Raw genomic sequence first — 25419 nt, 5'->3', positions numbered from 1 at the left:
CCTTACTCGTATCTGAGCGCCACCATCGGGTCTACTCTGGTTGCCCGCCGCGCCGGCAGGTAACAGGCCAGCAGCGCGATGCCGGCTAGCAACAGGGTGATGGCGCCAAAGGTCAGCGGGTCGGTCGTGCTGACGTTGAACAGCAAGCTCTCCAGCAGCCGCGTCAAAGCGAACGCCGCGGCGAGCCCGATAGCGACGCCGATCAAGATGACTTTCATTCCCTGACCAATGACCAGTCGCATGACATCGCCGGTTTGCGCTCCCAGTGCCAAACGCAAGCCGATTTCGTGCGTGCGCTGCGTGACGCTGTAGCTCATCACGCCATAAATGCCGACGCCGGCCAACAGCACCGCCAGCGCCGCAAACGCCGTGATCAACACCGTGCGCAGTCGCACTTCGCCAACCGATTCGTAAACCATCCGCTCCACCGTGGAGATGTCGGCGACCGCCATATCACTGTCAATCTCGCTGACCTCGGCGCGGATGGCCGATGTCAGGCTCAACGGGTCAGCGACCCCTGCGCGCGCCGTGATGAAAACCGCGAAGAAGGGCGACTGCTGAAGCGACAGGTAGATGGCCGGCGCCACCTCTTCACCAAGCCCGCGGTATTTGACATCACTGACGACGCCGACGATTTCAACAGGGTCGCCATAAATCAGCCGCTTTCCGATAGGGTTTTCGTCCGCGAAGAACTTGCGCGCCAGCGTCTGGTTAATGATGACGACCGTGGGCGCACCCTGTTTGTCCGCGTCGGTAAAATCGCGGCCTTGCTGAATGGGAATGCCGAGCGTTTCAAAGTACGCCGGGGTAACCATCACGAGGTCGGCGACCGGGTTCTTGCCATCGGGCGGGGCGGGGCGGCCTTCGACGCTGAAGCCGTCGGAGATTCCCAGGCGGTCGGGCGGCAGCCCCGAAGTCAGCGCTACGGATTGCACGCCCGGCGTCGTCTTCAGCCGTTCGAGGAGCTGACGATAGAAGTCGCGCCGCCGGTCGCGCCCCTCATACCGCTTGCTGACCAGCGACAGGCGGCCTGTAAAAACTTTTTGCGCGTGGACGCCGGTTTCGACATTCTGCAAACGCCAGAAACTCTTTAACAGCAAACCCGCGCCGACCAGCAAGGAGAGCGCCAGCGCGACTTCGACGACGACCAGCATGTCGCGCAAGCGCCGCCGGCTGACGCCTTCGGTTGTGCTGCGCCCGCCTTCCTTGAGCGCTTCGTTGAGATTCGTTTTCGAGCCTTGCAGCGCCGGCACTAGGCCGAAGATCAAGCCGCTCGCCAGGGCGATCAACATCGCCCAGCCGAAGACTCGCCAGTCTACGCCGACTTCATTCAGTCGCGGCACCTGGTCTTTGCCGAGCGACAGCAGCAGGTCAACGCCCCACACCGCCAGCAGCAGACCGGCCAGGCCGCCGGCGACGGCCAGCAGCAGGCTTTCGGTCAACAACTGGCGCACCAGCCGCAGCCGACTGGCGCCGAGCGCCGTGCGGATCGAAAACTCGCGGTCGCGCGCCGTCGCCCGCGCCAGTTGCAGGTTGGCGACGTTGACCGATGCGATCAGCAGCACCAGCAACACCGCCGCAAACAGCACCCATAGCGCCAGGCTGACTTTGCCAAGGATGACTTCATTGATCGGCATGACGTTGAAGCCTCCGTCGGGCGCTACCTCTTTGCCGGAGATTTGACCGGCGATGCCCTGCATCTCGCTGCGCGCCTGTTCAATCGTCATGCCCGAGCCGAGCCGCGCCAGGCCGGTCAGGTAATAAGGCCCGCGGCGGCTCGGCGGCGCAAGTTGCATCGCCGTCCACACCGCGGATTCGGGTGAGGGGAAGTCGAAAGCCTGCGGCATCACGCCGACGACGGTGTAGCTCTCGCCGTTGAGGGTGATCGCCCGCTCGACGGCCTGCGGGTCGGCGCCGAGATACTTGCGCCAGAAGCCTTCGCTGACGACGACGGCGCGCTGAGCGCCGGGCTGTTCTTCGGCGGCCAGGAAGGTGCGGCCAAGCAGCGGGCGCACGCCGAGGGTGTCGAAGAAATTGGCGGTCACCTGGTTGCCGGTGATCTCTTCAGGCACCTGGCCGCCGGTGTAGTTGAAGCGGGCGAAGCCGAAAGCGCCGACCTGTTCAAACCCATGATTCTTTGCACGCCAGTCCAACAGGTCGGCGACCGACAGCGGTGTTTGATCGCCGCCCGCTTCTTTGACGCCGCGCAGCCAGACCATCGTCAGCCGCTCGGGCTCCGCATAAGGCAGCGGGCGCAGCAGCACGCCATAGACGATACTGAAGATCGCTGTGTTCGCGCCAACGCCGAGCGCCAAAGTAAGCACGGCGATAAAGGTGAAGCCGGGCCGCTTCAGCAGCATGCGCGCGCCGTAGCGAATGTCTTGCAGCAGTGTTTGCATAAAACCTCCAGGGAGTCAGGAGTCAGAAGTCAGAAGACAGAATGAAAAGGGGAGTCGGCTTCGCCGCCGCTTTTATTCTACCTTTGAGACTCCTCTTCCTTTTCCATTCTGACTCCTGACTCCTGACTCCTGACTTCTACTCGTAACGCAGCGCGATCATCGGATCAACCTTCGTCGCCCGCCGTGCCGGGATGTAACAGGCGGCGAGCGCCACCAGCGCCAGCAAGAGAATAACCGCCGCGTAGGTCAGCGGATCGGTGGCGCTGATGCGAAACAGCAGGCTCGCCAGCAGCCGCGTCAGCACGAATGCCCCGATCAGGCCGAAGGTGATGCCGGCGACGATCAGCGTCATGCCCTGGCCGACGATCATCCGCAGCACCTTGCCGGGACTTGCGCCGAGCGCCATGCGGATGCCGATCTCTTGCGTGCGCTGTGCCACCGAGTAGCTCATCACGCCATAGATGCCGACCGCGGCGAGCACCAGCGCCAGCGCCGCGAAGCTGCCGAGCAGCAAGGTGTAGAGACGCGGCTCGCCGAGCGCCGTGTTTAACACGGTCTCGGCCATGTCTGGGCGGCGCGCCGGCTGCGTTTTGTCTACGGCCCAGATGGCGCTTTGCACAGACTTGCGCGTCGCTTCCGTATCACCCGCCGAGCGCACCAGCAATGAAGCCGACAGCCACGGCTGTTGCAGGTAACAGACGAAGACCTGCGGCGTGACCTTGCCCGGCTCGCCCTGATTGAAGTCGCGGACGACGCCGACAATCTCGCGCATCTGCGGCCGTCCGAGGAAGTTGACCGTGATGCGCTGGCCGAGCGGCTCGCTGTCGGCGAAGTATTGCCGACGGAGCGACTCGTTGATGATCGCCACGGCAGGGGCGCGCTGGTCGTCGTGGTCGTTGAACTCGCGGCCCGCCGTCATCTCAGCGCCGATGACGCGGAAATAATTCGGGCTGATGGCGTCGTAGAGTCCTTCCTGCTCGACTGCTTGCGGCTGGCCGACGATGCTAAAGCTGAAAAAGAGAAACGGGAAGACGTTGCCGCTGGTCGCCGCCACCGCTTCGACGCCCGGCGCGGCGGTCGCTTCGTCAAGCACGCGCTTGATGAAGCGCGACCGCGCTGCGTCATCCGGGTAGCGATTGAAAGGCATCGCAAAGCTCAGGTTCATCAGGCCGCGCGGGTTGAAGCCGAGGTCGTTGCGTTGCAGTCTTAGGAAGCTGTTAATCAGCAGCCCGGCGCCGATCAGCACCACCAGGGCAAGGGCGATCTCTGTAACGACAAATACATTCCGCGTGCGGCGGTGGCGTACGCCCTCCGAGCCGCGCCCGGCTTCCTTCAGCCATTCGTTGACGTCGGGCCGCGACGCCTGCCACGCCGGGATCAGGCCAAGCGCGATGCCGGTCACCAGCGTCGTCGCCAGCGTGAAGGCCAGCACCAGCAGATCGATGCCGACCTTGTCTTGCAGCTTCAGGTTGTTCCAGCTTGCCGGCATCAAGCCCATCAGCGCGTCTACGCCCCACAGCGCCAGCAGCAATCCGGCAGCGCCGCCGATCAGCGCCAGCAACAGGCTCTCGGCCAGCAATTGCTGCATCACGCGCCAGCGGCTCGCGCCCAACGCGAAACGAATCGCCAGCTCTTTACGCCTTGAAGCGGCGCGGGCGAGCAAGAGATTAGCGACGTTGGCGCAGGCGATCAGCAGGATCAATGTCACCGCGCCCATCAGAATCCACAGCGACGCCTGCACGTCACGCACCACCCATTTGCGAAACAGCGTCAACTTTGCGGTGATCTCTTTGTCGTTGTCGGGGTATTGCGCTTCGAGTCGGCCGGCGATGGTCTGCAACTCGGTCTGCGCCGCCGAAAGCGTCTGCCCAGGCTTGAGCATGCCCATCACGCCGAAGTAGCGGTTGCTGCGGTTGTGCATCTCGCCGGAATCTTTTGACAGCGGAATCCACACCTGCGCGAAGCCGGGATACTTAAAGTCGGGCGGCATCACGCCGATGACCGTCGTGCCGGTGTCGCCAAGCGTCGTGCCGATGACGTTCGGGTCGCCGCCGAAACGTTCCTGCCACAGACGGTAACTGAGGATGATGGTGTCGTCGGCCTTGACGAAGCCATCTTCGGGGCGAAAGGTGCGGCCCAGCAGCGGGCGGGCGTGCAGCGCGTCGAAGAAGTTGGTCGAGACGCGCGCGCCGGGGAACGATTCGGGGTTTTCAACACCGGTCAGGCTGAAGCCGCCGCCCGACATGGCGACCAGTTGCTCGAAGCTTTCGCTCTGCTCCTGGAAGTCCCAGAAGTCCGCGGGCGAAACGCCGCCGAGCGGCTGCGCGCCGGCCTTTTGGTTGGCCGATTCGACAAGCACGAGGCGCTCGGAATCGATGTAAGGCAGTGGGCGCAGCAACAGCGCGTTGACGACTGAAAAGATGGCGGTATTCGCCCCGATGCCTAAGGCCAGAGCCAGAATAGCAACCGCCGTGTAGGTGGGACTTTTCAGCAACATGCGTGTGGCATAGCGCAGGTCTTGCCAGAGCGTGGCCATGGTCTTGTCTCCTCAGTGCAGAGCTGGAAGAAGAAATAATCCCGCCTCGATGTTCAATCGGTGTGCCGCAGATGGCGTGGCAATAAACGCTGAAGGGCTAAGACTTGCAGGCGGACTGCGGAAAGCGCGCGGCGGGCGCTTGTCCGATTGCGGGATTGCGCTTCCCAAAAGCGGGCGGGGAGAGAGCAGGAGGCAGGAGGCAGGAAGCAGGAGGCAGGAAGCAGGAGGCAGGAGAGAGTCCCGTAGGGACGCGATGTTAATAGTTACAGGCATAAAAAAGAAACAAGCTCCGTAGGGGCGGAATGTTGACATTGCGCTCCTACGGAGCTTGATGAATACACCGACCCGGTGACTATAAACATCACGCTCCTAACGGAGCTGTCTTTTCAGACACGCTCTATAAACATCACGCTCCTACGGAGCTTGGCGACGCACTGCCTCCTGCCTCCTGCCTCCTGCCTCCTGCTTACTTCTGCTCCAGGCGGATCGAGCCATCGCCGGTTCTCAACGAGAGCAATTTGCCGCCGCCGTTGATGCGTCCGTGCAGCTCGCGTGTTCCCGTGCGGCCCATGACCGTGACCGGCATCGCCAGATCAATGTGCCCGTCGCTGGTGTGTAATTCGACATCGGCAGCCATTGTCGCTGGCACGCGCACCGTCAAATCACCATCGCCGCTGCTCAACCGCCAGTTGGCGTCCAGCTTCGAGCCGTCGAGCGCTTCGGCGTTGATGCCGCCGTCGCCGGTCTTCACATCGAGCAGGTCAAAGCGCCCATTGACGTGGATGCGCCCGTCGCCGGTTTCAGCGCGCAACGAGCCGTCTATGCCGCTCACATCGATTCGCCCGTCGCCGGTGTGCAGGGTCAGGTCGCCACGAACGTCGCGCATATCGATGTTGCCATCGCCGGTCTCGGCGCGCAGTGTTCCGTCCAGGTTCGATAGGTTGAGGTTGCCGTCGCCGCTGCGCAAGACGATTGACCCGCGCACGCCCTGCGCATCCACGTTGCCATCGCCTGTGTGCAGGTCGAGGCTGGCCTCGCGCGGCACCTTGATCTCGATATCGACGCGCCTGTGGCCCAGGTCGATGTGAAACATATGGCGTGGGAAGCGCACCTCGATCTCGACCTGATCGCCGGTCTGGTGGTCGCTGATCGTGATGCCGTCGCCGCCGATCTTCCAGCCTTCGGTCGTAATGCGGGCGGCGACCGTGCGGCCTTCGCCGACCGTCACATGAATGTTCGCGTCGCCGGTTTCGACGTGGACTTTCGGCGTGCCTTGTACCTGATAGCTTCTCGACCATTCATCGGTTGAAGCGGATGGCGAGAAGCCGAAAAAGAGCATGCAGATCGTTAAAAGCATAATTATCTCCTTGAATTGCGGATTGCGGATTGCGGATTCTGGAACCGCGGATTCTCTTCAGAACTTGAGCCTGCGAGGGTTCAAATGAAACTCAGGAACAAGCTCGATAATCCGCAATCCGCAATCCGCAATCCGCATTCGAATCATTCGTATCTGAGCGCGATCATCGGGTCAACGCGGGCGGCGCGGCGTGCCGGAACGAAGCAGGCCAGCAAGCCGACCGCCGTAAGCCCCACCCCGACCACCACGAAGGTCAGCGGGTCAGTGGTGCTGACTTCAAACAGCAGGCTGGCCATCACCCGCGTCAGGAAGAAGGCGCCGCCCAGGCCCACCGCCAGGCCGATCACCGTCATCCTCAAGCCCTGGCCCAGCACCATCCCCAGCACGTTGCGCGTCGTCGCCCCGAGCGCCACGCGCAAGCCGATCTCTTGCGTGCGCTGCGTCACCGCGTAGGCCATGACGCCGTAGATGCCGATGGCCGCCAGCGCGATGGCGATCAGCGAAAACGCCCCGAGCAGCAGCGACAGGAAACGCGGCTTGACCAGCGAATCGCCGACGATATCGCCCATGGTCTTCATGCTGTAGATCGGAATGCTCGGGTCCATCTCGGCGACCGCCGAGCGGATGCCCGACATGGTCGCGCCCGGCGTGCCATCTGTGCGCACGACGAAGCTCTTGACGCTGTTGATTCCGAACTCGACCGTCTGGTGTTCGAGGATGTAAAGCTCTGTGCCCGCCGGCTTGTCCGTGCCCAGATTCTTGGTGTCTTCGACGATGCCGACGATGGTGAACCACGTCGGCTCGGCAGCGACCTGGGGGTTGAGACGCCGTCCGATGGGGCTCTCACCGGGCCAGAAGCGCCGCGCCAGCGCCTGGTTGATAACCACGACCTTCTGCGCCTTGTCGCCCATGTCCATCGGCTCGAAGGTGCGGCCCTCGATGGTGCGAATCCCCATCGCCTTAAAGTAATCCTTGCCGATGATGTTCCAGAAGTCGACGTTCTGCGCCGGGCCGTCCGGCGTCGGCTGGAAGCCTTCGATCTGTGTGTCGTTGGCGTCTATGGGGCGGACGGGCGGCAACTCGCCGGCGATGGCCGCGGCCTGGACGCCCGGCAGCGCTGTCAGCTTGGTTTCGAGCGTCTCGCCGAACTTCAGCAGGTCGGGGTTCTGGTAGCGGCTTCGCGGCAGCGCCAGGTTGAAGGCGATGACGCCGCGCGGCTCGAACCCCATGTCAACCTGACGCAGCTTCCAGAAGGCCCGCACCATCAGCCCCGAGCCGATCATCGGCACGACGGCCAGGGCAATCTCGGCGATCACCAGCGCCTTGCGCAAACGCTGGCCGCCGCTGCCTGAGCCCTTGCCCGAGCCGTGCAGCCAGGTCGCCAGGTCGCGCTCGCGCATCTGCACCAGCGGCGCCATGGCAAAAACCAGCACCGACAGCACCGATAGCCCCAGCGTGAAAGCCAGCACCGGCAGGTTGATGCTGATCTCGCTAGTGCGCGGCACGCTGTCGGGCGCCGCAGCGATCACCAGGCTGAGTCCGAGCTTGCCGAGGATCAAGCCGGCCCCTGCGCCGAGCACGACGAGGATCAGCCCTTCGGCGAGGAACTGGCGCAGCAGGCGCGTGCGGCCAGCGCCCATCGCCAGGCGGATGGCGAACTCGCGGCGTCGCGCCTCGGCCCGCGCCAGCAACAGGTTGGCGACGTTGACGCAGGCGATCAACAAGACGAACGCCACCGCGCCCAACAGCATCAAGACGGCGGGCCGCGCCGCGCCGACGACGTCTTCGTGCAGCGGGAACATCAGCACCGGGTGGTTCTCGGCATTCATCAGGTGGCGGGCGCGGTTCTCTTGCCGCCAGCCGGCCATCAGCGAGCTCAACTCGGAGCGCGCCTGGTCGAGCGTGGCGTCGGGCTTGAGCCGGCCAATGACGTTCAAGAAGTGGCCGGCGCGGTTGCCGGGGGTGGTCGGGTCGAACTGGAACGACACCCAGACCTGCGCCGGGTCGTTGCTGCCGGCAGGGAAGTTGAAGCTGCGCGGCATGACGCCGATGACCGTGTACGGCTGGGCGTTGATCTGAATCTCTTTACCGATAATGTCGGGGTCTGCGCCGAAAGCGCTGCGCCACAGGCCGTCGGCGATCAACGCGGCGCGCGGCCCGCCCCTGCGGTCCTCTTCTTCGGTGAAGTTGCGGCCCATGGCCGGCTGCACGCCGAGCACGTCAATCAGCCCGCGCGTGATCGAGGCCGAGGTGACGCGGATCGGCTCGCTGGCGCTGGCGACGTTGACGCCGCCGCTCGACCAGGCACCGAGGCTCTCCCACGACTGCGCTTCGTTGCGGATGTCGGTGAACTCGGGCACAGACATCCAGAACTTCCGCAGCCCCATGGTCGGGAACTCTGTGTAGACGCGCACCAGCTTGTCCGGCTCGCGGTACGGCAGCGGCTGCAACAGCACGGCGTTGACGACGGAGAAGATCGCCGTGTTGGCGCCGATCCCCAACGCCAGCGTAATGATCGCCACCGCGGCGAAGCCCGGCTTGTTCATCAGCATGCGCATTCCATAGCGCAGGTCTTTCCATAAGTTATCCATGACGTGATCTAGCCTCCTTATTTCCTGACTGGTGGGTCGAACTGAGCGTCGTCCAACGGAAGGTTGTGTTTGACCTCGGTGTACCGGCGTGCCGTGCCATAGTGGTTGTCGTCCAGATAGGAGAAGACGACGTTGAACGGCAGCCTGACGCCGCCGACTTCGCGGTAATCCTCGTAGTCGGTCTGCTCGGGGTCCTGGCCGAACGGGGCCGGGGTCAGCACGAGCCGTCGCCGCAGCAGGCCGGTCCGGGCGTCGAAGAAAAACTTCTCGCCGTGCCCGTCGGCGGCCACCGCCTCGACTACGTAGGTGTCGCGCCCGTCGATGCTCTGCTTGCCGGTCACGGCCACACTGGCGAATTGCTCCCGCAGCCGCAAGCCGCTGAACAGATCGGCCAGGCGGCGCACGCGGGCCAACTCCTGGGCGTTCAGCTCGCGCTGCCCCTCGGGCGTCTTGATCCAGCCGGTGGTGCCGTTGAAGCCCTGGTAGATCACGCCGTTCGGCGACGTGATTACCGCGAGATACTTGTCCGGGGCCTTCTGATAAAGCTCCATCGCCCAGGGCTCGGCGCGCGGAATCGACGCCGCGCTCGGCGTGCCGACGTTCACGAGCTTCGGCCTCATCCAGGTGATCTTGCTGACCCGCGTCTGGATGCTCTCAACCGCCGCCTTGCCGGCAAGGGCCTGGCGGTATTTGCCGAGCAGCGCCTCCACGGTCGGCAGCGGCGAAGGCCGTGCGGGACCGGGGTCGGCCCGCGTGGTGTTGGCGAATGCCCCCTGGCTGATGTCTGGCACCGCCACCGGCGTCGTCTGCCCCCTGTGGCAAGAATTACATGTGACGACAGCCCGGCCATCGAAGTTGGCCCGGTTGATCTCGCGGACCATCTGAATCATGCGCCGCGCCGTCTGCTTGGCGGGCTTGTCGTCCATCCAGTACTTGCCGTTCTCGGCGATGTGGCAGTAATCGCAGCGGACGCCGAGCGACGCCCGCATGAATTGCATGACGGTCATGAGCTGCGAAGCGGGCAGCCCCTTGAACACCTGGATGTTCTTGCTCATCTGCTCGGCTGGCTTGTCGGCCTGGGCGCCGGCGCGCCCGCTTGCCCAGCCCATGAGCAGGGCGACGGTCACGAGGCCCAGCGCCAGGCGGGCGCGGCGATGCGTTGTCGTGTCGCTCATCATAACGAGCCTCCTAGAAAGCGCGCTACTCATACCTGAGTGCGATCATCGGGTCTACGCGAGTGGCGCGGCGTGCGGGCACGAAACAGGCCGCCAGAGCCACTCCTGTCAGGATCAGTGAAATCAGCGCGAAGGTCAATGGGTCGGTGGCGCTGACGCCGAACAACAGGCTGGCCATCACGCGTGTCGCCGCAAATGCTCCCGCCAGACCGATGCCGACGCCGACGCCCGCCATCGCCAACCGCATGCCTTCCATGACCACCATCCGAAATACATCCCGCGGCTTTGCGCCGAGCGCCATGCGGATGCCTAGCTCGTGCGTGCGCTGCGTCACCGAATAGCTCATCACGCCGTAGATGCCCACCGACGCGAGGATCAGCGCCAGCACGGCGAAGGCCGCCAGCAGCGCGGCGTTGAAGCGTTGCTGCGACACCGAATCGCTCAAGAAATCGGTCATGGTCCGCAGGCTGGTGATGGGCTGATCTTTATCCACCGCCCAGACGGCTTCGCGCATTGCCGGGAAGAGGCCCGCCGCGTCAGTCGTCGAGCGCGCGACGATGACCATCCTCCCCCAGAGTTTCTGTTGGTAAGGGAAGTAGAGCTGCGGTCGAATGTCGGCGTCGAGCCCCGTGTGCTTGATGTCTTTGACGACGCCGACAATCGTTGCCCACGGCGCTTCGTCTTCGAGCGCGCCGGCTTTCAATCGCTTGCCGACGGCGGGCTGGTCGCCGAAGTAACGCCGCGCCAGGGTCTCGCCGATGATGACCACCTGCGGCGCGGTTTCGTTGTCGTATTCGGTGAAAGCGCGGCCCGCAACCAGGGGAATCTCCAGCGTCTTTAAGTAGTCTGCATCAATGAAGCGATAGTCGGCGAGCGGCGTGTCGTTCAAGGTCTTTGGCGGCGGCGCGCCTTCGACGGTGAATTGGTCAATCTCTTCAGCGCCGCCCAGCGGCAGCTCCGACACCGCGCCCGCCGCGACGACGCCGGGAATCGCCCTGACCTTCTCAAGCACCTGCTTGAAGAAGCGCACCTGCCTGGCGGTTGCGTCGTATTGTGATGACGAGGCCGAGAGGTTCATCGCCGCAACGTTGCGCGGATTGAATCCGGGGTCGGTGCTCATCAGGTGCGCGAAGCTGCGAATCAGCAAGCCCGCGCCGATCAGCAGGACGAGTGACAGCGCCACCTCTGAGACGACCAGCAGGCTGCGGACGCGGTTGCGGCTGCCGGTCGAGCCGCGCGCCCCTTCTTTCAAGGTCTCGTTCAGATTGAAGCGCGAGACCTGAAACGCCGGCGCCAGCCCGAACAGCACACCGGTAATCAAGGCGACAGTGAAGGTAAACGCGAGTGCCGCGCCGTCGAGCCGAATCTCATATTTGCGCGGGATGCCGGCGGGGCTGACCGCCAGCAACAGGTCAATGCCCCAGACCGCCAGCAGCACGGCGATGCCGCCGCCGACGATGGCCAGCAGCACGCTCTCGGTCAACAATTGGCGGACGAGGCGGGCACGGCTGGCGCCCAATGCCGTGCGCACGGCCATCTCTTTCTGCCTTGATGCGGCGCGGGCGAGCAAGAGGTTGGCGACGTTGGCGCAGGCGATCAAGAGGACGAGGCCGACCGCGCCGAGCAGGATCAACAGCGCGAGGCGCAGGCCGCCGACGAGCTGTTCCTTCAGCGGCATGAGGCGCGACCCCCAGCCCTGCGATTCGGGGAACTGCTGAAGGTTGCGACTGGTGATGGCGTCTAACTCTGATTGCGCTTGCTCGGGACCGACGCCGGCCTTCAACCGCGCGATCACTGCTTTGTTATGGCTGCCGCGATTCGCCAGCTGTTTGTCGCTCATCCCGGCGGGCGTCCACAGCTCGGTTTGCGGCGGCAATTGAAAGAGCGACGGCAAATCGGTGGCGCGGGGGAACTGAAAACCTTGCGGCATCACACCGAGGATCGTGTAATTGCTGCCGTCGAGCTGCATCGTCCTACCGCAGATTTCCTTGTCACCGCCGAAACGGCTCTGCCATAGCGCGTAGCTGATGACCGCGACTTTATTAGCGCCGGGGCGGTCTTCGTCTTCGGTGTAGGCGCGGCCCAGCATCGGCGACACGCCCATCACGTCGAAGAAGCTGGCCGACGTCGAAACGCCGCCAATGCGCTCGGGCTGGCCCGCGCCGGTGAAGGCATAGCGCTGCGAATCGAGCACCGAGACGGCTTCAAACGACTGCGCTTGATTGTGCCAGTCGGCGAAGGCGGCGTTCGAGACCGGCAGCAGGTCGAAGCCGATCTGCACTTCGGAGTTGGTCTCCCAGATCATCACCAGGCGCTCAGGGTTTTGGTAAGGCAGGCTACGAAACAGCAGCGCGTTGACGACCGAGAAGATGGCCGTATTGGCGCCGATCCCCAACGCCAGCGCGACGATGGCGACGAAGGTCACCGTGCGTCCCTTCAGCAGCACGCGCACACCGTAGCGAATGTCTTGCAGCAGTGTTTGCATAAATCCTCCAGGGAGTCAGGAGTCAGAATGGAAAGGGAAGTCGGCTATCGCCGCCGCTTTTATTCTGACTTCTGACTCCTGGCTCCTGACTTCTATTCGTAGCGCAGCGCCACCATCGGGTCTACCTTCAAGGCGCGGCGAGCCGGCACCAGGCAGGCGACCAGCGCCACGGCGGTCAACGATACGGAAAAGACGGTGAAGGTCATCAGGTCGGTGGCGCTGACGCCGAATAGCAAGCTCGCCATGATGCGCGTCACCAGGAAGGCGATGCTCAATCCGAGCGCCACGCCGATCAATGCCAGCCGCATCCCGTGCCCGACGACCAGCCGCAGCACGTTGCGCGGACTCGCGCCCAGGGCCATGCGGATGCCGATCTCGTGCGTGCGTTGCGTCACCGAATACGACATCACGCCATAAATACCGACCACCGCCAACAACATCGCCACCGCCGCAAAGACGCCCAGCAACAACATCGCGAAACGCTGCTGCGCGATGGACGAGCGCACCAGTTCGGTGAGCGGCTTGATGCTTGAGACCGGCTGGTCTTTGTCAATGCTCAATACTTCACCGCGAATGGCATTGCTCAACGCGGTCGGGTCGCCGGCGGCGCGGACGACCAGCGACATTGATGAGAACGGCTGTTGCGCGAACGGCTCGTAGGTTTCAAGCGGCGTCTTCTGATCCAACCCATTCTGCTTGACGTCGCCGACGACGCCGACGACTTCACGATAAAGCTTCTCGCCCATCGTCACATGGATGCGCTTGCCGAGCGGGTCTTCGTCGGGGAAGAGTCGTCGCGCCATCTCCTCGTTGATGATGATGACGCGCGTCGCGTTCTTGCGGTCGCGGTCGTCGAACAGTCGCCCACGGCGCAGCGGGATGCCCATCGCTTTAAAGTAACCTGGCGTCACCGAGTAGTAGTTCGTGCTCTGATCCTGATCGGCGGGCAGCGGCGGGCGGCCTTCGATCTCGAAGCCGAGCAGGAAGTCGTTGTCGAGCGGCAGGACGACCGCCGCGCCGGCGGCCTCGACGCCGGGCAACTGCGAAACTTTTTCGAGCAGCTGATTATAGAAAGCGGCCTGCTGATCCGGCTCGTTGTATTTCTTGCCCGGCAGCGCGATCTTCACCATCAAGGCGTTGTCGGGATTGAAACCGGGGTCGACATTCTGCAAGCGCAGAAAGCTCTTGATCAGTAAGCCCGCGCCGACCAGCAGCACCAGCGCCGTCGCGACTTCAAGGATGACCAGCAGGCTGCGAATCAAGTGGCGGTGACCGCCTTCGGTTGAGCCGCGCCCGGCGTCTTTCAACGTCTCGTTGAGGTTCGGCTTTGACGCTTGCAACGCCGGCACCACTCCGAAGATCAAGCCGGTCAGCAGCGTGATGCCGCCGGTGAAGGCGAGCACCCAGCCGTCGAGCGCCGCGTCGCGCACGCGCGGCAGGTCTTCGGGCGCAAGCGACAGCAGCAGGTCTTTGCCCCAGACGGCGAGCACCATGCCGATCACGCCGCCGATCACGGCGAGCAGCACGCTTTCGGTCAGCAACTGGCGGACGATGCGCCAGCGGCTCGCGCCAAGCGCTGTGCGCACGGCGATCTCTTTCTGCCGCGAGGTGGCGCGCGCCATCAGCAAGTTGGCGACGTTGGCGCAGGCGATCAACAGGACGAAGCCGACCGCGCCCAACAATACATAGAGCGCCAGCTTGATGCTGCGGACGGTGTAGTCGAGCATCGGCTCAACCCTGACGCTCCAACCCGTGAGCGGGCCGGGAAATTGTTCGGACAGCCGTGCGGCGATGGCGACCATCTCGGTGCGCGCCTGCTCGACCGTGACACCCGGCTTGAGCCGCCCGACGACGCCGATATAATGCGCGCCGTGCTGCTGCGCTTGATCGGCGGTGAACCCCACAGGCGTCCACAACTCAGTCGTCTGACCACCATAGCGAAAGTCCGGCGGCATCACGCCGATGATGGTGTAGCTCAATCCATTGAGCGTGATGGCCTGGCCCAGGACATTCGGGTCGCCGCCGAAGCGCCGCTGCCATAAGCCATGACTGATGATCACGACCTGGTTGTGTCCGGGCTGGTCTTCTTCGGCGAGAAAGTCACGACCGAGCGCCGGCTTGGCGCCGAGCATAGCGAAGAAACCGTCGCTGACGCGCTGCCCTTGCAGCCGCTCAGGCTCGCCCGCGCCGATCAGGTTGAAGGCGCTACTGTTGATTGCCACCAGGCGCTCGAAGACGGTGTTCTGTTTCTGCCATTCGAGAAAGTTGCCGGGCGCGACAGAGAATTCGGGGAACTGCGGCAACTTGGTCTCGCGGATCATCATCAAGCGATCCGGCTCCGCATAGGGCAGCGGACGGAGCAACACGGCGTTGACGACCGAGAAGATCGCCGCGTTGGCGCCGATACCTAAAGCCAGGGCGACGACCGCGACGGCGGTGAAGGTCGGGTTGCGCATCAGCATGCGCGCCCCGTAGCGAATGTCTTGCAGCAGTGTTTGCATAAATCCTCCAGGGAGCCAGGAGTCAGGAGTCAGGAGTCGGAATGGAAAGGGAAGTCGGCGGCAGCGAGTACGCTTGTCCGCCGCCGCTTTTATTCTGACTTCTGACTCCTGACTCCTGACTTCTATTCGTAGCGCAGCGCCACCATCGGGTCTACCTTCGTGGCGCGGCGAGCCGGCACGAAACAGGCTGCCAGAGCCACTCCTGCCAGCAGCAAGGCGATGGCGATAAAGGTCGCGGGGTCTGTGGCGCTCACTTCGTAGAGCAGGCTCGCCAGCAATCGCGTCAGGCCATAGGCGGCCCCCAGGCCGAGGGCGACGCCCGCAATCGCCAGCTTCATACCCTGTCCGACGACCAGTCTCAGCACGTCGCGGCGGCTGGCGCCGAGCGCCATGCGAATGCCGACCTCGCGTGTCCGCTGCGCGACCACATAACTCATCACGCCGTAGATGCCGATCACCGAAAGCAGCAGCGCGATGGCCGCAAAGACACCGAGCAAGAGGGTGCGGAAGCGCGGCTGCGCGACCGATTCCGAGAGCCATTGCGCCATCGGCTTGATCGCCGCAATCGGTTGCTGCGCATCGAGCGCGCCGACCTCTTTGCGCACGGCGGCGGCAAGGTTTGCCGGATCATTCGCCGAGCGGATGACCAGATTCGTCCACGGGATCGAAAGCGACGGCACGTACAACGCCGGGTAGGTGTCTTGCGCCAGCGCCCGATGGCGCACGTCGCCGACGATGCCGACGATTTCAAATCGCAGCTGCTTGTTGAAGTCAAACGCTAGATACTTGCCTAGCGGTTCTTCATCGGGGAAGTACTGCTGCGCCAGCCGCTCACTGATGATCGCCACGCCCGCGCCCTGACGCGCTTCTTGCTCGGTGAACTGTCGCCCCTTGAGCAGCGGGATGCGCAAGGCCCGGAAGTAGTCGTGATTGACGCGGCGGAAATCGGCGTTGGGCCTCTGGTCGGGAGCTTCGAGGGTGCGCCCTTCGATAGCGAACGGCGCGTCATTGGGCTGGCCGGTCAAAGGCAGCTCTGACACCATGCCGACCGCTTCGACGCCGGCCAGCCCCGCGACGCGCTGTTGTAGCTGGTCATAGAAATCTGCCACCTGCTCGGCGGACTTGCTGCGCGGCAGGTCGAGGCGCATCGTCAAGACGTGCTCCGCTTCAAAGCCGGGGCCGACCTGTTGCAGCTTGACGAAGCTCTTAATCAGCAAGCCGGCGCCGATCAGCAGCACTACCGCCAGGGCGCTTTCGGCAATCACCAGCAGGCTGCGCAATCGGTGGCGCGCGCCGCTGACGCTGCGGCTGCCCTCTTTGAGCGTGTCGTGCAGGTCAGGCCGCGAGGCCCCCAACGCAGGCACCAACCCGAAGAGGGTGCCGGTGATCAGTGAAACGGCCAGCGTGAAGACGAGCACGGTCGCGTTAACGCCGATCTCGGCGGCCCGCGGGATGCTCGCGTCGCTGAAGCTGAGCAGAATGTCAACGCCCCACCACGCCAGCAAGATGCCAAGCACGCCGCCGGCGAACGCAAGTACGAGACTCTCAGTCAGCATCTGCCGGACGATGCGCCAGCGACTCGCGCCCATAGCCAGGCGGATGGCAATCTCTCTCTGGCGCGACGAGGCGCGCGCCAGCAGCAGGTTCGCCACGTTGCTACAAGCGATCAGCAGCACGAAGGCGACCGCGCCGAGCAGCACCCAGAGCGTCGGACGAATGTCGCCAACGATGCGCTCTTGAAGCGGCACCAGCAACATCGACCACTTGGTATTGGTCTCCGGGTATTGCGCTTCTAATTGACCGGCGATGGTGTCTATCTCGGCCTGCGCCTGCTGCACGGTGACGCCCGCCTTGAGCCGCCCGAGGGGACGCAAGAAGTGCGCGCGTCGCTGCTTCATTTCGGGAGCCGCATCGAAGCTCATAGGCCGCCACAGGTCGGCGTCGTATGGGAAGCGTATCTTCGGCGGCATAACGCCGATGACCGTGAGGCTCTGGCCGTCGAGGGTGAGGGTACGATCAATGATCGCCGGGTCGGCGCCGAAACGCCTTTGCCACAAGCCGTGGCTGAGAATGATGACGCGGTCGTGGCCCGCCTGTTCTTCTTCGCTGATGAAGGCCCGCCCCAGCATCGGGTTGACGCCGAGCGCGGCGAAATAATTCGTCGTCACCACCGCGCCGCTCAGGCGTTCGGGCTCGCCGCTGCCCGTCAGGTTGAATGAAATGGGAATCGAAATCGAGGCGGCGAATTCGTCGAAGCTCTGATTGCGGGCGCGGTAATCGAGGAAGTCGAGCGGCGAGACGCTGGCACGGCTGACGCGGTCGCGCACCGCGCCCCACATCCAGACCACGCGGTCGGGCTCGTTAAACGGCAGCGGACGCAACAGCACCGCGTAGATCACCGTGAAGATCGCCGTGTTCGCGCCGATGCCAAGCGCCAGTGTAATGATCGCCACCAGCGTAAAGCCCGGCTTCTTGCGCAGCATGCGCGCCCCATATCGCAGGTCTTGCAGCATCGTTTGCATTCGTCACCTCTCTCGATTGCGGATTGCGGATTGCGGATTCTGGAACCCGGATTTCTTCAGAGCTTAACGGCGCAAATATCAAATGAAACTCAGGAACAAGTTCGCCAATCCGCAATCCGCAATTGGATCATTCGTATCGCAGCGCCACCATTGGGTCAACGCGGGTAGCACGGCGCGCAGGGATGTAACAGGCGGCGAATGCCACCAGCCCCAGCAACACGGCAACTGCCGCGAAAGTCAGCGGGTCGGCGGCGCGCACGCCGTATAACATGCTGGTCAGGCTCTGCAAGTATTTCGTCAGCACGTAAGCGCTGACGATGCCGAGCGCGATGCCCGCGAGCGTCAACCCCATGCCTTGCCGCAGGATCATCTTCAGCACGTCGCTCGAAGTCGCGCCCAGTGCCATGCGGATACCGATCTCGTGCCGGCGCTGTGCCACGCCATACGCCATCACGCCATACAACCCGATGGCCGCGAGCTGTTGCGCCAGCAGCCCGAAGATCGTCAGCAGCTTCGCAAACAGCCGCTCCTGCGCCAGCGTCTGCTCGGACTGTTCAACCTGCGTCTTGACGTCATGGATCGGCAGGTTGCCATCCACCTCGCTCACGGCCTGGCGAATGGCGGCGACCGTGGCCGTCGGCTCGCCGACGGTGCGCACCTCGAAGGTGGCGCTGCTGAGGGTGCGCAGCTCCTGTTGCCAGGAGACGTAGATCGTCGGCGGAATGTCATCGCGCTGGCGGGCGTATTTGGCATCGCGGGCGAGGCCGATGATCTCGATCTCCGCGGGCTTGCGCGGGTCGAAGCCGAAGCGTTTGCCGATGGGACTTTCGTCCGGGAAGCAAAGGTTCGCGAAAGTCTGATTGACGATGGCGACCCGTGGCGCCGTGGTGTCGTCATGCGCCGTGAAGCTGCGACCGGCGAGCAAGGGGATCTGCATGGCTTCGAGAAAGTTTTCGCGCACGGTATGCACGTAGATGTTGTCAGTCGGGCTGCGCTCGCCCTCCGCAGGCGGCGCGACGCCCGGCAGCGTTACCGAGCGGCTGCTCATGCTTTGCGACAGCAGCGGCACGCGCGAGAAGGTCGCGATGCGCACGCCGGGCACCGCTTCGATATGCTCGGACAAGTCTTTGTAGAGCGTCGTCAGGCGCTCGGCTTTGTAGCCGATCAGGCCGGGATCAATGCGGAAGAGCAAGAGGTTCTGTTGATTGAATCCGGCTTCGACCTTTTGCAGGTTGAGCAGAGTGCGCAGCAGCAGGCCGGCGCCGATCAACAACAACAGCGATACGGCTACCTGTGCGACGATCAAAGATTTGCTTAGCCACGAACGCGACGCGGCGCTCGAACCCCTGCCGCTGTCTTTGAGCGCCGGCGTCAGGTCAACCCGCGTCGAGCGCCAGGCCGGCGCGATGCCGAAGAGCAGCCCGGTCAGCAACGACAACAGGAACGTGAAGCCGAGCACGCGCAGGTCGAGCGCCGGGTTGAGAGCATTCATCCCTCTGCCCCAATCGCTCACGGCCAGCAAGCCGTCCTTGATCCACATGGCCAGCAAGACGCCGAGCGCCCCGGCGATCACCGCCAGCAGGACGCTTTCAGTCAGCAGTTGACGGACGAGTCGCCCGCGCCCCGCGCCCATCGCCAACCGCACGGCGATCTCTTTCTGCCTTGACGTGGCGCGGGCAAGCAGCAGATTGGCGACGTTGGCGCAGGCGACCAGCAACACCAGGCCGACAACGCCCAAAAGTAAGTAAAGCGACTTGGCGTAGAACTGCCGCAGGTTCATCTCGCCCTGGCTGCCGGAGACCACCGCGAGGCGCGGATAATCTTCCGGGGCCAGCGGCTTGGCCGCCGGCCGCCCCTCGGCCACCCGCTGCGCTTGATATGCCTGGCGATGCTCAAGCACCGATTGTGTAAAGGCTGTCTCCAGGTCGGCGCGCGCCTGCTCGAAGGTCGCGCCGGGTTTCAGCCGCCCCATCAAGCGCAGCCACCACACCTGATTCTTCATGTTCGAACGCTCAGGGGTGATCTGGGCTTCCCAGGCAAGCGGAATGGTGACGTCCAGGGAATAGCCGACCTGCGCTGTCCCATCGAAGCCTGCCGGGGTAACGCCGACGATGGTGAAAGCGATGTTGTTGAGGTCGATCTGGCGGTCGATGACCGCCGGGTCGCCGCTGAAGCGCCGCTGCCAGTAGCGATAGCTGATGACCGCCACGGGGCTGGCGCCGGCGCGGTCGTCTTCGTCGCTGATCGTGCGACCGATGAGCGGCGGCACGCCGAGCCCTTCAAAGTAATTGCCTGACACCACCTGGCCATAGGCGACCTCGGCCTGTCCGTCGGCGTTCACATTGAAGCTCATATCCGAGAAGGCGAAGACTTCGGACAAGGCGCTCTCCTGCTCGCGCAAATGCTGATAGGTTTGAAAAGGGAAAGAGGTGCCGACGGTCAGACCCGTATCCGGGTCGCGCTGGTTGCTGCCGCTGTAACTGCCGGGGCTGAAATTCTTCCCCCACTGCGCCTGAAGGAGCGCCAGCCGCTCAGGCTCTTTGACCGGCAGTTTCTTCAACAGCATCGCGTCAACGACGCTGAACAAGGCCGTGTTCGCGCCGATGCCGAGCGCCAGCGATAGCACGGCGATGGCTGTAAAGCCGGGCGCTTTGCGAATCATTCGCAGCCCGTAACGCAGGTCTTGCAGCATAAACCCTCCAGGGAGTCAGAAGTCAGAATGAATAAGGAAGTCGCTGCGCCTCCTCTTTGATTCTGACTCCTGACTCCTGACTCCTGACTCCTATTCGTAGCGCAGCGCGATCATCGGGTCTACGCGAGTGGCGCGGCGGGCCGGGATGAAACAGGCTGCCAGAGCCACTCCTACGATGATCACCGCGATGGCCGCAAAGGTCAGCGGGTCTTTAGCGCCGATGCCGAACAGCAAGCTAGCCATCACCCGTGTTGCCACGAACGCGATCCCCAGGCCGATGGCGACGCCCGCCCCGGCCAGTATCATGCCTTGACCGACGACCAGCCGCAGCACGTCCCTGGGCCGCGCGCCGAGCGCCATGCGGATGCCGATCTCATGTGTGCGTTGCGCCACAGAGTAGCTCATGACGCCATACAAGCCGATGGCCGTTAGCAGCAGCGCCAGGCCGGCGAAAATCATCAGCAGCAGCGCAATCAGCCGCGGCTGCGCCACCGACGCCGACAGGTAATCTTCCATCGTGCGAATGTTGTAGAGCGGCAGGTCCTTGTCCATGTTGCGGACTTCTTCGCGGACGGCGCTGACGATGCCGCGCGGGTCGCCCGCGGTCTTCACCACCAGGGTCATCGAATCGAACGGTATCTGCGATTCCGGTATGTAGTACTCCGGGGTGAAGTCGCGATTCAAGGCGCGGTGGCGGACGTTGCCGACGACGCCGATGATCTCGCGCCACTGCAACCCCCTGGAATCAACCGATATGCCCGGACGCAGGCGCTTGCCGATGGGGTCTTCGCCGGGAAAGTATTTGTTAACGAACTCCTCATTGACGATGATGACCGGTGTGGCCTTATAGCCGTCACGCTCGTTGAAGTCACGCCCCTGGACCAGCCGTATGCCCATGGCGCGGAAGTAATCGAGGCTGACGGCGCGATAGGCGGACGAGGGGCGCTGGCCTGCGGGCAGGGGCCGCCCTTCGGTTTCAAACGAGATCGACATATTGCTGTTGCTGAGCGGCAGCGGGGTCACGGCGCTGGCCGCTTCGACGCCCGGCAGCGCCGCCAGCCGCGCCTGCAACTGGCGGAAGAATTCCGCCTGCTTCTCCGCGCCGTACTTCACTTCGGGCACGCCGAGCTGAAACGTCATGACGTTGTGCGGGTTGATGCCGGCGTCGACGCCCTGCAAGCGCCACAGGCTTTGAATCAGCAGGCCGGCGGCGACCAGCAGGACGACGGCGATGGCGACTTCGACGGTCACCAGCGCGCCGCGCAGTGACATGCGCCGCCCGCCTTCACTGCTGCCGCGCGCCCCCTCTTTTAACGACTCGTTGAGATCGGTTTTCGACGAATGAATGGCCGGCGCCAGGCCGAACAGCACGCCGGTAATAATCGATATCAGCAACGTGAAGCCGAGCACGCGCGCGTCCAGGCCGATGTGTGTGGTGCGCAGCAGTTGATCGCCGCTGGCGCTGACCAATGCGTCCGTGCCCCACAGCGCGATCAACAATCCGAGCGCGCCGCCGGCCACCGCCAGCACGACGCTTTCGGTGAGCAACTGGCGGATGACGCGCAGCCGACTGGCACCGAGCGCCGCACGTATGGCCATCTCTTTGTGGCGCGTCGTGGCGCGGGCCAGCAACAGGCTCGCGACGTTGGTGCAGGCAATCAGCAGCACGCAGCCGACCGCGCCCATCAAGATCAACAGCGCCGGCCGCACGTCGCCGACCATGTCTTCATGCGTCGGGTTGACCGTCGCGCCAAAGCCGGTGTTGGAGTCCGGGTATTTTTCGCTGAGCCGTGCGGCAATCGTGTCCATCGTAGACCGCGCCTGTTCGAGCGAAACGCCGGGCTTGAGCCGCGCGATCACCTGGAGGAAGTGAGCGCCGCGCTCTTCGGCGATGGTGTCGCCATCGGTCGGCGTCAATTGATTGGCGTAGGTCGTCCACAACTGGACCGGGTCATTCTGCAAAGGGAACTGAAAGCCCGCGGGCATGACGCCGATCACCGTATAGTTTTTGCTGTTGAGCGTCAGGACGGTGCCGACGATGTTGGGGTCGGCATTGAAGCGTTGCTTCCACAGATTGTGGCTGAGAATGACGGTGAGCGGCGCGCCGTTCTTGTCGTCGTCGCGGCTGAAGGTGCGCCCGATGGTGGCCTGCGCGCCGAGCAGCGGAAAGAGGTCAGCCGAGACCACCGCACCCACTAAGCGCGCCGGGTTGTCGTCGCCCGTGAGCGTGACCGAGTCCGAGTCAAAAGCCGCGACTTGTTCAAACACGTCGGCTTGATCGCGCCAGTCGGCGAAGTTCGGATAAGAAGCGGGCATCTGCTTGATACCGCGGTCGGGTCGCGATTCCCAGACGTTGACCAGCCGCTCCGGCTCGTTAAAGGGCAGCGGGCGCAACAACACGGTATTGATGACCGAAAAGATCGCCGTGTTCGCGCCAATCCCTAAGGCCAGCGCGATGACAGCCACCATCGTAAAGCCCGGATGTTTGACGAGCATCCGCACGCCATATCTTAAGTCTTGTGACAATGTTTCCATCAGTATCTCCAGTAGCGGCCAGCGACTAGAGGCTAATGCCCGAAGTCACCATGAGACGACTAGTATCGCAGCTGTTCTTCTGGCTCTAGCCCCCAGTCCCTGGCCTCTCGTTCCCCTTATTCGTATCTCAAAGCAATCATCGGATCAACGCGAGTGGCGCGGCGGGCCGGCACGAAACCGGCTGCCAGAGCCACTCCTGCCAGCAGCAGCGCCGTCGCCGCGAAGGTCAGCGGGTCGGTGGCGCTGACGCCGTAAAGCAAGCTCGCAAGCAAGCGCGTCAAAGCAAACGCGCCGCCGAGCCCGAGCGCGATGCCTGTGAGCGCCAGGCGCAAGCTCTGCCCGGCGATCAGCCGCAAGACGTCGCGGCGCTGCGCGCCGAGCGCCATGCGGACGCCGATCTCATGCGTGCGCTGGGTCACCGCATACGACAGCACGCCGTAGATGCCGATCATCGCCAGCAGCACGGCGACCGCGGCAAAAGCGCCGATCAACAACGCCGGGTAGCGGCGAAAGAAAGTCGAAGGCGCGTCGGCAATCAGCCCGGTCATCGGCTTTTCATTGAAGATGGCTGCGTCGGGTTCGAGGGCGCGGATTTCGTCGCGCGCCGCGCCGATCAAGCTCGCAGGGTCGTTCGACGTGCGTACCACGACGGCGTTATAGGTGCCGCCGTCCTGCGCATAGTTGAAATAGATGACCGGCGTGACGCGGGCATCGAGCGCGGTGACGTTTTCGTCGCCGACGACGCCGACGATCTCACGCGGCTGCCGTTGCGAATCAAAGCCGAAGATGACCTGCTGACCGACGGCGCTCTGCCGCGGAAACACTCGCTCGGCCAGCGTGCGGTTGATGATCAAAGCCGTCGGCGCGTTCTTGTTGTCGTGCTCGGTGAAGAAGCGCCCCTCGACGAGCGGCAGGCCGATCACACTGAAATACTTCTCGCTCACGGTGCGGACGTTGGCTTCCACCATCTCGCCGGGCGGCGGCGCGGGCCGGCCTGCGATATAAAACGACGCGGTGTTGCCGCCGCCGGCGAGCGGCAGGATGTCTGTCGTCGCCGCGCCGCTGACGCCCGGCAGGCGTTCGAGGTTGGCGAGCATCTGCTTGAAGAATACCGGCGGGCGCGTTTCGTCGGCGTACTTGTCTTCGGGTAGACCGACCTGCAAGGTCAGCAGCTTGTCTGTGCGGAAGCCGGGATCGACGTTGAGCAGGCGGAAGAAACTCTTCATCATCAAGCCCGCGCCAATCAGCAGCATCATCGCCAGCGCGACTTCCGAGACGACGAGCAGGTTGCGCATGCGAACACGTATGGCGCCGCTCGGCGTGCGGCCTTCCTTGAGCGCGTCACTCAGATCCGCCTTCGACGCTTGCAGCGCCGGCGCTAAGCCGAACAGCACGCCGGTCAGCGTCGCGATGGCGAAGGTAAAGCCGAGCGCTTTGAGGTCTACGGCGAGCGTCGCCAGGTAAGGCATGTAGAGCATCAGCGAGGCCGGGATGCCGGCCAGCAACAGGGCGATGATCCATTGCGCGATCAGCAACCCGAGCGCGCCGCCTGCGAGCGACAGCATCAGGCTTTCGGTCAGCAACTGGCGGACGAGCTGGGCCCGGCTTGCGCCCATCGCCAGCCGGATGGCCATCTCTTTGCGCCGCGCCGCGCCGCGCGCCAGCATCAGGTTGGCGACGTTGGCACAGGCGATCAGCAGTACAAAGCCGACCGCGCCGAGCAGCACGAGCAACAGCGGTTTAAGGTTGCCGACGATGTCGTCGCGCAATGAAGCGATGCGAATGCCTTCGCCGGTGTGCGAGTTGCTGTACTGCCGCTCGATGTTCGTGACGATGGCGGCCAGGTCCTGTTGTGCCTGCTCCTGAGTAACGCCCGACTTGAGCCGCCCGATGACGTTGAGCCAGAAAAGATTGCGCCGCGCCACTTGAAAGGGCAGCGGCTGAAGCGGTCGCCAGACATCGGGGCTGCCGGCTTTGGCGAAGTGAAAGCCCGGCGGCATCACGCCAATGATCTCGTAGCTCTCGGCGTTGAGCGTGATGTGCTGGCCGATGATCTTGGGGTCGCCGCCAAAGCGCCGCTGCCAGAAGCCGTGACTGAGCACGGCGAGGCGCGCTGCGCCCGGCAGGTCTTCGCCGTCGCGGAAGGTGCGACCGAGACTGGCCTGTGCGCCCAGCATCGGAAAGAAGCTCGATGTGACGCGCGCCGATTGAATGCGCTCCGGCTGGCCCATGCCGGAGAAGAGCGCCATGCCGGCGTTATAACCGGCCATCTCTTCAAAGGCGGTTGATTGCGCCCGCCAGTCGAGATAATCCGGGTAAGCGGCTTCGTGTTCGCTGAACTCGCTTTGCGGGCTGGTCTCCCAGATGTGAACGAGCGCCGCCGGGTCTTTGTAAGGGAAGGGACGCAGCAGCGCCGCATCGACCGCCGTAAAGATGGCGGCATTCGCGCCGATGCCAAGCGCCAGCGTCAGCACGGCGACAAAGGTGAACCCCGGCTTTTTCAACAACACGCGAATGGCATAGCGAACATCTTGGAGCATCAGCAAACCTCCGGTTTGCGGTTTCTGGTTCCCTTAGCGGGAGATGGGCTTCGCCCGCTGGCGGTTCCTGGTTGTCATCCCTGGCG

General features: G+C 63.8%; 11 protein-coding genes. All 11 read right to left on the bottom strand.

What is annotated here, in order from left to right:
- Positions 1 to 2: 2 nt before the first annotated feature.
- The 11 genes from VJ464_02750 to VJ464_02700 all read right to left on the bottom strand — a co-directional run bounded on the left by VJ464_02750 (position 3) and on the right by VJ464_02700 (position 25333).
- Complete coding sequence (locus VJ464_02750) at positions 3 to 2399, bottom strand: ABC transporter permease (protein ID HKQ04024.1); 2397 nt, start codon at positions 2397 to 2399, stop codon at positions 3 to 5.
- Between the two features lie 136 nt (positions 2400 to 2535).
- On the bottom strand, positions 2536 to 4935 hold the full coding sequence (locus VJ464_02745) for an ABC transporter permease (protein HKQ04023.1): 2400 nt from the start codon (positions 4933 to 4935) through the stop codon (positions 2536 to 2538).
- A 466-nt stretch (positions 4936 to 5401) separates the two neighbouring features.
- Entirely contained in the window at positions 5402 to 6292 is an 891-nt protein-coding gene (locus tag VJ464_02740; GenBank protein HKQ04022.1) for a DUF4097 family beta strand repeat-containing protein, read from the bottom strand.
- Positions 6293 to 6435: 143 nt separating this feature from the next.
- Positions 6436 to 8883, bottom strand: coding sequence for an ABC transporter permease (locus VJ464_02735; GenBank protein HKQ04021.1), 2448 nt, complete (start codon positions 8881 to 8883; stop codon positions 6436 to 6438).
- A gap of 17 nt (positions 8884 to 8900) precedes the next feature.
- Positions 8901 to 10061, bottom strand: a complete 1161-nt coding sequence (locus VJ464_02730) for a c-type cytochrome (protein HKQ04020.1) — start codon at positions 10059 to 10061, stop codon at positions 8901 to 8903.
- A 22-nt stretch (positions 10062 to 10083) separates the two neighbouring features.
- Positions 10084 to 12543 (bottom strand): ABC transporter permease, encoded by a 2460-nt coding sequence (locus VJ464_02725; GenBank protein ID HKQ04019.1) that lies wholly within the window; start codon positions 12541 to 12543, stop codon positions 10084 to 10086.
- Positions 12544 to 12635: 92 nt separating this feature from the next.
- Positions 12636 to 15044: an ABC transporter permease gene (locus VJ464_02720; GenBank protein HKQ04018.1), complete on the bottom strand. Its 2409-nt coding sequence runs from the start codon at positions 15042 to 15044 to the stop codon at positions 12636 to 12638.
- A gap of 122 nt (positions 15045 to 15166) precedes the next feature.
- Positions 15167 to 17566 (bottom strand): ABC transporter permease, encoded by a 2400-nt coding sequence (locus VJ464_02715; GenBank protein HKQ04017.1) that lies wholly within the window; start codon positions 17564 to 17566, stop codon positions 15167 to 15169.
- Between the two features lie 127 nt (positions 17567 to 17693).
- Positions 17694 to 20258, bottom strand: a complete 2565-nt coding sequence (locus tag VJ464_02710; protein HKQ04016.1) for an ABC transporter permease — start codon at positions 20256 to 20258, stop codon at positions 17694 to 17696.
- A 90-nt stretch (positions 20259 to 20348) separates the two neighbouring features.
- Positions 20349 to 22793, bottom strand: a complete 2445-nt coding sequence (locus VJ464_02705) for an ABC transporter permease (GenBank protein HKQ04015.1) — start codon at positions 22791 to 22793, stop codon at positions 20349 to 20351.
- Positions 22794 to 22909: 116 nt separating this feature from the next.
- The gene (locus tag VJ464_02700; protein ID HKQ04014.1) at positions 22910 to 25333 is read right to left on the bottom strand and encodes an ABC transporter permease; all 2424 of its coding nucleotides are present in this window, start codon (positions 25331 to 25333) and stop codon (positions 22910 to 22912) included.
- Between the last annotated feature and the right edge of the window lie 86 nt (positions 25334 to 25419).

This window comes from Blastocatellia bacterium, from assembly GCA_035275065.1.
Taxonomy (GTDB): Bacteria; Acidobacteriota; Blastocatellia; order UBA7656; family UBA7656; genus DATENM01.
The sequence above is the reverse complement of the archived record's forward strand: the minus strand, read 5'-3'. Positions and strand labels throughout refer to the sequence as shown.

Bases quoted from the DNA above. Each gene is read 5' to 3' on its own strand.
- VJ464_02750 (HKQ04024.1), bottom strand. From the start codon at position 2,399: ATGCAAACACTGCTGCAAGACATTCGCTACGGCGCGCGCATGCTGCTG.
- VJ464_02715 (HKQ04017.1), bottom strand. From the start codon at position 17,566: ATGCAAACGATGCTGCAAGACCTGCGATATGGGGCGCGCATGCTGCGC.
- VJ464_02725 (HKQ04019.1), bottom strand. From the start codon at position 12,543: ATGCAAACACTGCTGCAAGACATTCGCTACGGTGTGCGCGTGCTGCTG.
- VJ464_02705 (HKQ04015.1), bottom strand. From the start codon at position 22,793: ATGGAAACATTGTCACAAGACTTAAGATATGGCGTGCGGATGCTCGTC.
- VJ464_02740 (HKQ04022.1), bottom strand. From the start codon at position 6,292: ATGCTTTTAACGATCTGCATGCTCTTTTTCGGCTTCTCGCCATCCGCT.
- VJ464_02730 (HKQ04020.1), bottom strand. From the start codon at position 10,061: ATGATGAGCGACACGACAACGCATCGCCGCGCCCGCCTGGCGCTGGGC.
- VJ464_02745 (HKQ04023.1), bottom strand. From the start codon at position 4,935: ATGGCCACGCTCTGGCAAGACCTGCGCTATGCCACACGCATGTTGCTG.
- VJ464_02735 (HKQ04021.1), bottom strand. From the start codon at position 8,883: ATGGATAACTTATGGAAAGACCTGCGCTATGGAATGCGCATGCTGATG.
- VJ464_02720 (HKQ04018.1), bottom strand. From the start codon at position 15,044: ATGCAAACACTGCTGCAAGACATTCGCTACGGGGCGCGCATGCTGATG.
- VJ464_02700 (HKQ04014.1), bottom strand. From the start codon at position 25,333: ATGCTCCAAGATGTTCGCTATGCCATTCGCGTGTTGTTGAAAAAGCCG.
- VJ464_02710 (HKQ04016.1), bottom strand. From the start codon at position 20,258: ATGCTGCAAGACCTGCGTTACGGGCTGCGAATGATTCGCAAAGCGCCC.